Origin of the sequence: Clostridium sp. D43t1_170807_H7 (genome assembly GCF_015555905.1) — a bacterium.
GTDB lineage: Bacteria > Bacillota > Clostridia > Clostridiales > Clostridiaceae > Clostridium.
This window is the reverse complement of sequence record NZ_JADNLK010000002.1, coordinates 243,891-253,376: the sequence shown is the minus strand read 5'-3', so window position 1 is coordinate 253,376 and position 9,486 is coordinate 243,891. Positions and strand designations below refer to the sequence as shown.

At 28.0% G+C, this 9,486-nt stretch carries 7 protein-coding genes; 5 read left to right on the top strand and 2 right to left on the bottom strand.

The window, feature by feature from the left end; all coding sequences use genetic code 11:
• Window positions 1–239 precede the first annotated feature (239 nt).
• Complete coding sequence (locus I2E98_RS02480; protein WP_195467383.1) at window positions 240–1,358, bottom strand: glycosyltransferase family 1 protein; 1,119 nt, start codon at window positions 1,356–1,358, stop codon at window positions 240–242.
• A 104-nt stretch (window positions 1,359–1,462) separates the two neighbouring features.
• On the opposite strand from I2E98_RS02480, the gene I2E98_RS02475 reads away from it, so the two are divergent.
• The gene (locus I2E98_RS02475; RefSeq protein WP_195467382.1) at window positions 1,463–2,464 is read left to right on the top strand and encodes a CotS family spore coat protein; all 1,002 of its coding nucleotides are present in this window, start codon (window positions 1,463–1,465) and stop codon (window positions 2,462–2,464) included.
• Window positions 2,465–2,505: 41 nt separating this feature from the next.
• Here the strand turns inward: I2E98_RS02475 and yabG are convergent, their stop codons facing one another.
• On the bottom strand, window positions 2,506–3,393 hold the full coding sequence (yabG, locus tag I2E98_RS02470) for a sporulation peptidase YabG (protein WP_195467381.1): 888 nt from the start codon (window positions 3,391–3,393) through the stop codon (window positions 2,506–2,508).
• Window positions 3,394–3,642: 249 nt separating this feature from the next.
• Here yabG and I2E98_RS02465 point away from each other — a divergent pair, with 249 nt between their 5' ends.
• The 4 genes from I2E98_RS02465 (at window position 3,643) to cphA (ending at window position 9,424) form a co-directional block, all read left to right on the top strand.
• Window positions 3,643–3,879, top strand: a complete 237-nt coding sequence (locus I2E98_RS02465) for a Veg family protein (protein WP_195467380.1) — start codon at window positions 3,643–3,645, stop codon at window positions 3,877–3,879.
• 427 nt (window positions 3,880–4,306) lie between these two features.
• Window positions 4,307–5,875 carry an SPOCS domain-containing protein gene (locus tag I2E98_RS02460; RefSeq protein WP_195467379.1) on the top strand — a complete coding sequence of 523 codons (1,569 nt, stop codon included), beginning with the start codon at window positions 4,307–4,309 and terminating at the stop codon, window positions 5,873–5,875.
• A 116-nt stretch (window positions 5,876–5,991) separates the two neighbouring features.
• Window positions 5,992–6,825, top strand: a complete 834-nt coding sequence (locus I2E98_RS02455) for a cyanophycinase (protein ID WP_195467378.1) — start codon at window positions 5,992–5,994, stop codon at window positions 6,823–6,825.
• Window positions 6,809–9,424 (top strand): cyanophycin synthetase, encoded by a 2,616-nt coding sequence (cphA, locus tag I2E98_RS02450; protein ID WP_195467377.1) that lies wholly within the window; start codon window positions 6,809–6,811, stop codon window positions 9,422–9,424. The genes I2E98_RS02455 and cphA overlap by 17 nt, the downstream gene beginning before the upstream one ends.
• The last annotated feature ends 62 nt before the right edge of the window (window positions 9,425–9,486 follow it).

Genomic DNA, 9,486 nt, shown 5'->3' with positions numbered 1-9,486 from the left:
TCATTATCTGGAATTATGCAATCTATATCAAAAGGAAGTTTTAATTGATAAAACTTTCGATTTAAAGTATAATTTTGCTGTAAGATTTTTTTTGTTAGCATGAAAAATATTTTACCATAAATCCTAGGCTTGTGGAGTCTGGGATTTATTTTTTTAAAAAAAGGGGCCTCGCACTAATTATTTAGTGCGACAGCCCCATTAAATATAGATAATAAATAATTTAATATATTAGCAATAAATTAAAACTCAATTATATTTCTGTAGGCTTCTATAGTATTTAAAGCGGTATTTTTCCAGGAATATTTATTACTAGTTAATAATCCTCGTTCAATCATCGTTAGTTTTAAAAAGCTATCTGTTAATACACGCTCCATTGAATAAGATAATTCATTAACATCATTAGGATTAACTAAGATTGCAGAATTCTTACATACCTCTGGAACTGATGTAACATTAGAAGCAATTACGGGAGTACCACAAGCCATGGCTTCTAATGGGGGAAGTCCGAATCCCTCATAAAATGATGGATAAATTAGAAACTCACAAGCATTATAAAATAGAGGCAAATCTTTAAGAGGAATAAAATCTGTAAAAATTACAGAACTACTGATTCCTAACTCTATAGCACGATTTTTATAACGTTCATATGAAAGTCCTTTTTTACCTGTGATAACAATCTTTAAATCTTTTTTTAGATTATCCTTTAATAGAGAAAATGATTCCATAATACCAATAATATTTTTTCTAGGACTATATCCACCAACATATAATATAAAATTATCGCTGATACGATATTTATCTTTTATTACATTTTTGCAATAAACTCTATTTATTGGTTTGTAAATATCTTCAGCAGCTAAGGGAGTAACAAATATTTTTTCAAGTGGAAAATTAAATTCATTAGCTATATCTAATTTAGAAAACTCAGAAACTGTTATTATTCCATCACAATTATTTAATATTTTTGGCATTTCCTCATTAAATATTCTTAGATAACGATCACTTACAGTTTCAGGCATTCTTAGTGGAATTATATCATGTAATGTAATAGTCTTAGGACAATTAATATTGTCTGAAAGGCCTACACCATTTTGAGGAACGTGATATAGTTCCATATTAAAGTTGTCTAATAAATTAGGAACTTTTACATTATCCCAAAAGTTATTGTTAGATGAGTCCATTGTGTACTCTATAGAAAAATTATCTCCAAGCTTTAAATCAGAATCTTTAGGAATGAAAGTAAGATACTGATTTGAATCATCATATTTGCTTAAATTAGTAATAAGCTGATAGGCATAAGTTCCTATACCGGTACCCCTATACCATTTTGCGGCTCTTCCATCAATACCAATCTTCATGATTTAATCCTTTCAAAATAGTTATAATTTATTATATTAGAATAAATAAAAAATGTTAATAAAAGAGTGGATATATACATATAAATATAGAGGGGGTGAGGAATATGATGAGAGAATTTGAAATAGAAAGACAGTTTCAAATAAAAATAGATATAATAAAAGCAAATAAAGGTATCTATTATTTGAAAACAAATAAAGGAGAGAGATGTCTTAAGAAGATAAATTATGGGCCACAAAAACTTTTGTTTGTTTATGGTGCTAAGGAACATTTAATAAATAATGGATTTAATACTGTAGACAGATATTTTTTAAACATAGATGGCGAGCCATATGCATTAGTAAATGAAGATTTATATACTCTATCTGAATGGTTAGATGGAAGAGAGTGTGATTTTCATAACATAGATGAAGTAAAAATAGCGGCAGCAACATTAGCAAAGCTACATGAAGCATCTAAGGGATACGATCCACCTGAAAATTCTAAATTAAAGAGTGATCTTGGAAGATGGCCAAGTCTTATGGAAAAAAGAATAAAATCACTAGATAAGATGAGAGATATGATTAGAAAAAAGAATAGAAAAAGCGACTTCGATTTATTATATCTGAAGTCAATGGATTTTTATAAGGAAATGGGAAAAAAGGCTCTAAATACATTAAGATCATCAGAATACGATAAGTTGTGTGAGAAAGCTGAAATTGAAAAGGGATTCTGCCATCATGATTATACTTATCATAATATTATACTTGGGAAAGATAATTCTGTTAGTGTAATAGATTTTGATTATTGTAAGAGGGAAATAAGAAGCTTTGATATTTCAAACTTTATGATAAAGGTATTGAAGAGAAATAAATGGGATATAACATTTGCAAAAGCTATAATAGATGCTTATAATGAGGTTTCTAAGTTAGAAGAGTGTGAATATAATGTATTATATGCTTATTTACAGTTTCCACAAAGGTATTGGAGGTTAGCTAATAGATACTATTATAATGAGGTTAACTGGGGACAAAATACTTTTGATAGTAAGTTAGAAAGTATAATAAATGAAAAAGATGAATATCTAAAGTTTTTAAATGATTTTAAAAATGAATATAATACAATTTAAAAGCCGGCTTTTTAAAGCCGGCTTTTAAATTGTTAAAATATTTAGATGAATGGTGATTTAGGATATCCCTCTCTATATTTACCGCGAGTTTGTAATCCACCAATACCTTTTATTCCTGTAATAGTATTTTCAACTATATTTGTTATTGAAACAACAGAATCAATAGTTGTGTATGCAATCTTTTCACATACGAATACTGGGTCTAGGCAATGAATTAATACACGGCTTGGAGAACTAGCAAAATTAGCTCCAGCATCTAATAAACATTCATAGCATGACTGACAAGCTCCTGCAAATATAACTAATTCATCATAGCTTGAGTTATAATTTCTAAGAGCTTTGACAGCATCAATATAGTATTTTGAATTTCTATAATTATTTAAATCTAAGTAATCATTACTTTCTTTTAGCACACTATCATGTCCAGTCAATACAACTATATCAGGTTTAATTTCTTTGACTAAGTCTACAACATAATCAGCTTGCTCTTTTTCTGAAATAGCACGACCAACTGCATCTAATGAAAGTTGTTTATATACTTTTAGACATGTTTCTAAATAATCTCTATCTCCATCAATGTGAAGTATTTTTCCAGGGCGTCCAAACATTAAATCTTTATTGGGATTATTTTTTTGACTTTTACTCCCTCTAGACAATAATATGGAATTACTCTTAGTAGATGCTCCAGAACGAGTATTAACAGCTTTTTTAATAGCTTCATTAACACGGCTGTTTAATATTTTTTCTTTTTCTCCAATAAAATCAATATCGACAGGTTCTAAGTCAGTCTCAGGTGAGTCAGCAATTATTCGTATGCTAATTCCTTTAAGAATATATACAGTTTTACCATCTACTTCTTTTATATCTATTATTTTGAATGTTATATCTTTATCGTAAGATTTTCTAACCACGGTATCACCTATTACCATTTTATTCTCCTAATAAATACATTACTACAATCTATAGTATGTCTGTTTATAAATCTTTGCCACAATATATGTATTAATAAATGAATAAAAAATAAGAAAAAATACAATAATAATTAATAGATGCGATAAATGGTATAAAAATAGAAAAAGTTTACATTGACAATATAACTGGAAAGTGTTAAAATAATTGGTTTTATTTGACAAAAATACTAAAAAGCTTTATAATAAATTTAGAAAGATGGTGGTCATATGGAAAAGAATAGAACCTTAGCCAACATACGAAAAGATATTGAAAATCATGTAGGTGAAAAGGTAACACTAAAAGCTAACGGTGGAAGAAAGAAGATACTTGTAAATGATGGAGTAATTGAAAGTGTTCATCCTAGTATTTTCGTTGTAAGATTAGAAAGTGACACCCAAAGAACAGTAACTTATAGCTACTCAGATGTTTTAACTAAAACTGTATCATTGTACTATGCAGTATAAATAGGAGCTTCGAAAAATTTCGAAGCTCTTATTTATTTTATTTAAAAATATTTTGAATTTATTTCTAAAAATTAACTTTCAATAATATATTTATAAAGAAATAAAAAAAGAAAGATGGCGGGTATCCATCTTTCAACTATGGTATAAAAGGGTATTGAGAATTTATGAGAGGTTATATGGTCAATAACCATCTTTATAATATGACATATTTATAATAAAGTCAACAATTTATTTAAAAAAAATTAAAATTTTTTTTAAAAGACACAAAGATTCGACAAAAAAGTGTATTAAAATGGTAAAAATAAAGTCATTGTAAAATATTTGGTGAATATATTATATAAAAATTAGTAAACAATTAATACATATAAGAATAAATATATATTTAGAGAATATAAATTATAGTAGCTATACTATAGGGGGGGATATGATGTCTCAGATAGATGTTGTTAAAGAAAGTATTCAGAATGAACAATTACTAAGAGAAAGTTCTACTAATAACGTACTAAAGGGTGAATATTTAATAAAAGATTCTCATCCGGATGTATATCAAATATTAGGAGTAGAAGCTAAAGCTACTATTACCAATAAGGAAACATTAGCGGATAAAATAATGATAGAAGGTCAAATTAATTATTCTGTTATGTATTTATCAGAAGATGAAAGTAAAGTAACTAGTATAAATTCGGTTTATTTATCAGAAAAGTTCGCAGACTATCTTGAGTTTAATAATGAAGAACATAAAGTGATTTGTGAAGTCGAGTGCGTAATAGAACATATTCAAGCTAGTATTATGAATGAACGTAAGATTGCCATTGATGGAATAAGGTCAACTAAGTGGCAACTTTATAAGGTTGAAGAATTTGAATTTGTTAAGGAAATTGAAGGAAGAGACGATATACAGGTTAAGACAAAAAGTGAAGAGATGAATCAGATAAAGTGCGAAAAGGACATAGAGTTAATGGGAAAATCTATGATAAAAGTAACAATGGATAAACCAGAAATTGGTGAAATATTAAAATGCTCTATGAACTTACACAAAAAAGAGGTTAAACTTGGTGATGGAAAGATATATTTTGGATGTTATTGCAAGATAGAAGTACTATGCAAAGGAAAAGATGAAAATGATATATTCTTACTACAAGATGATATTTACTTATCAAAAGAAGAAGAAGCTATTGGTGTAAATAGTGATATGATGACATCTCATCAAATAGATATAGTAAATTTTGATAGCATAATCAATGCTGATGATTTAGGTGAGAACAGAGTTGTAAATGTTGAATTTATGATTAAGGGAACTATCAAAGTTATATCTAAAGAGATTATTGATGTAATTAAAGATGCTTACTCACCAACTAAATCAATAGAATTAACTAAGAAGAAGTATGAAATAGGATTAGTTCATGGAATAATTACATCAGAATTAATAATAAAAGATAACTTATATCCTAAGGATGAAAATGATAAAATTGGATGCGTAATATCTGCTACAGGATGTCCAGTTATAACAGATAAGGTTGTTGAAGAAGATAAAATAAAAATTGAAGGAATAATAAAAGTATTAGTTCTTTATAAAACAACTGATGATGATTGTAAAATAGATATGTGTAATGGAGAAATTCCATTTACTTCAGTAATTGATTTAAAAGGTACAAAACCAGATATGGTTGCCTTATGTAAAGTTCACTTAGAAAATTTAGATGCTACTATTGAAGCTAACACAGTTGGTGTAAGGGCTACATTATCTGTTTTAGTTAAGGCTTGTTATAAAGTTAATAAAGAGTGGATCGTTGATATTATTGAAGGTGAGGAAGAAAAAGAATGTAAAAAAGCCTCAGTTACAATATATGTAGTTAATACAGGTGACACACTTTGGGATTTAGCTAAAAAATATAATACTACAATGGATTCATTAATAGAAATTAATGAATTAGAAGGTCCAGAGTCATTAATTGAAGGTAAAAAGATAATAATACCAGGAAAATGTAAATTTTAATAAGGTTTAAAAATGATAAAAGGCTATTGCATATACTTTGCAATAGCCTTTTATCATTTTTGAATATATTTTATATGATTGGATAAAATAAGAAATATGTGATTTGAGGTGATAAATTGAGCGAAAAAGTAAGTGGTAACTTAATAATAATTGGAGGAGCTGAGGATAAAAAAGGCGATAAAGAAATATTAAAAAGAGTAGCAAAGTATATAGATCCAGAAAAAGAAAAGCTAATAATAGCAACTATAGCAACAGAATATCCAGAAAAAAGTTATCAAAATTATAAAAATGTATTTTCTAATTTAGGAATTAAAAATATATATAAACTTGATATTAGCACTAGAGAAGATGCATTTAATAAGAAAAACGTAGAGTTAATAAATAATTCAAATTTATTATTCTTTACTGGTGGTGATCAATTAAGAATAACTAGCATGATAGGGGGAAGCCCAGTATATGATGCTGTGAAAGAATTGTGTGCTAATGGGGGATTAATTGCTGGAACATCAGCAGGAGCATCTGTTATGAGTGATACCATGATAGTTCAGGGAGAGGATGATGAGTCCCCACATAAATGTACTTTAAAAATGTCACCAGGTTTAGGGTTAGTAAACAATATAATAATTGATCAACATTTTGCTCAACGAGGTAGAATAGGAAGATTATTAACTGCTATAGCTCAAAACCCTGAAGTTTTGGGTATAGGAATAGATGAAGATACAGCAATAGTAGTAAGTGATAAAGGAACTGCAGAAGTTATTGGATCGGGTGCAGTATATTTCATAGATGGAAGTTCAATCGATTATAGTAATGTATCGGAGCAATATAGTGATGAAGTACTTAGCATGTTTAATGTAAAACTTCATGTATTAAAAGAAGGTAATAGATTTAATTTACTAGATAAGGTACCGTTTGAGGAGGATAAGGATTTTTATGAAAATCATAAATAGTACTGTTTATGCTGGAAGAAATATACATTCACATAAAAAATGCATACAACTAGACGTAGATTTAGAAGGATATTCGGAGATACCTAGTAAGGATATAAAAAACTTTAATAAAAACTTAGTAGAGATGCTTCCAATTCTTAATACTCATAGATGTGGGATAGACGAAGAAGGTGGATTTGTAAAGAGATTAAAGGAAGGAACTTATTTAGCTCATATTTGTGAACATATTATTATTGCTATACAAAATATTCTAGGAATAGATGTTGCATATGGAAAAGCTAGAGAAATTGAGGGTGATAGATATATAGTAGTATATCAATATGAGTATCCAAAGGCAGGAATTGAAGTGGCAAAGCTAGCTGTGGATATTATTAATTCACTTATAGAGAGTAAAAATATTAGCTTGAATGATAGATTAAATATAATAAAATCTATAATTAGAGAAGAACTTATGGGGCCAAGTGCTTTAGAAATTTGTAATGCTGCTAAAAAAGTTGGATTACCAGTAATTAAAATGGGTAATAGCGGATTTTATCAAATTGGATATGGAAAGCAAGGCAGAATAATAGAGTCAGCAATTACTAATACTACAAGTTGCGTATCTGCTGATATTTCATGTGATAAGCTATTAACAAAGGAATTATTAAGGGTACAAAATTTGCCCGTTTCAAGAGGAGAAAAAGTAAGTAATGTTATTGATTTATTAAGAACTGCAGAAGAGATAGGATATCCTGTTGTTTTAAAGCCGGAATTTGGTAGCAAGGGAAAAGGAGTTATATTAAAAATAAGCAATGAGAAGGAATTATTAAAGTACTATCAAAAGTTAACTGAGCAGTTTAAAGACATAATAGTTGAACGATACTATGAGGGTGATGACTATAGAGTTTGTGTAGTTGGATATAAAGTTGTAGCAGTTTCAAAAAGAATTCCACCATTTGTAATTGGTGATGGAGAAAGAAATATTAAAGAGCTTATTGATGAATTAAATAATAATGAGCTTAGAGGAGAAGATCATGAAAAACCTTTAACTAAGGTTAGAATTGATGATGAATTAGAAAGAAACTTGAGTAAGTATAATTATAATTTAACTTCTGTATTAAAAAATGGAGAAAAATTATTTTTAAGAAAAAATTCAAATTTATCTACAGGTGGAATAGCTATAGATTATACAGACGTTATTTCGGAAGAAAATAAAGAAATATGCGTAAGAGCAGCTAAAGCTATAGGATTAGATATATGCGGTGTAGATGTTTGTACAAAAGATATTAGTAAATCATTGATGGATAATGGAGCTATACTTGAAGTTAATGCAGCACCAGGTCTAAGAATGCATTCATATCCAGCTGAAGGAATTAGTAGGAATATTGGAAATGATATAATTAATATGATGTATAATAATAATCCTAAAAACATACCTGTAGTTGCTATTACCGGAACAAATGGTAAGACAACAACTACTAGGATAATAAATAGTACATTATCTAGAATGGGATATTGTGTTGGAATGACAAGTACTGATGGAATATATATTAACGGTAAATGTATTGATACTGGTGATGATACAGGTTTTGAAAGTGCTAAATGCATATTATACAATAGAGATGTAGATATTGCAGTATTAGAAACCGCAAGAGGTGGAATTATAAGAAAAGGATTAGCATATGATTTAGCAGATGTTGCAGTAATAACTAATATTACCGATGATCATTTAGGAATAGATAATATAAATTCTATGGAAGAGCTTTGTAAAGTAAAATCATTAGTAGCAGAAGCCGTAAAGGAAAATGGAAATGTAGTAATTAATGCTGACGATGAGTGGAGCAGAAAGATTATAAATAGAATAAATGCAAATATAATTTATTATTCTTCTGATTTCAATAATGAATTAATAAGAGAAAATATAAGTAAAAAAAAGACTGCTGTATATAGAAAAGATGATTATATATATGTTAATAATAGAGGAATAGAATATAAAATAATAAATATTAAGGATATTCCTATAACATTAAATGGTAAACTAGAATTTAATATTGAAAATGCGATGGCATCTTGTGCTGCATTAGTAGCTATGAAAATTGACTATAGTATGATAAGAATAGGATTAGAGAACTTTAACTCACAAGATAATTCGGGAAGATTTAACGTTTATGATTATAAAGGTATAAAGGTTATACTAGATTATGGTCATAATATAGAAGGATATAAAAAGGTTTTACCTACATTAGAATGTATAGGTAGTGGAAATATTACTGGAGTAATTGGTGTTCCAGGTGATAGAAGTGATTATGTTGCGAAGGAAATAGGAAATATAAGTGCTAGGTATCTTGATAAAATAATAATTAAAGAAGATAAAGATAGAAGAGGTAGGAAAAGCGGGGAGATTCCTAATTTAATTAAAGAAGGTATATTAGAAATAAAGAAAAATGCTGATATAAAAATCATATTAGATGAAGTTGAAGCTTTACAAATAGCATTAAGTGAATCCTTAGAGGGTGATATTGTAATTGTATTTTTTGAAAGATTAAATCCCTTAGTAGATTTTATCAAATCTAATCAAGAAGATGATGCAAATTTAGGGAATGTTGTTAATTCAAATTAAAGAATACAACAATGACATATTTACTATAAGAAAAATAATATATATAATATTATTTATAAAGT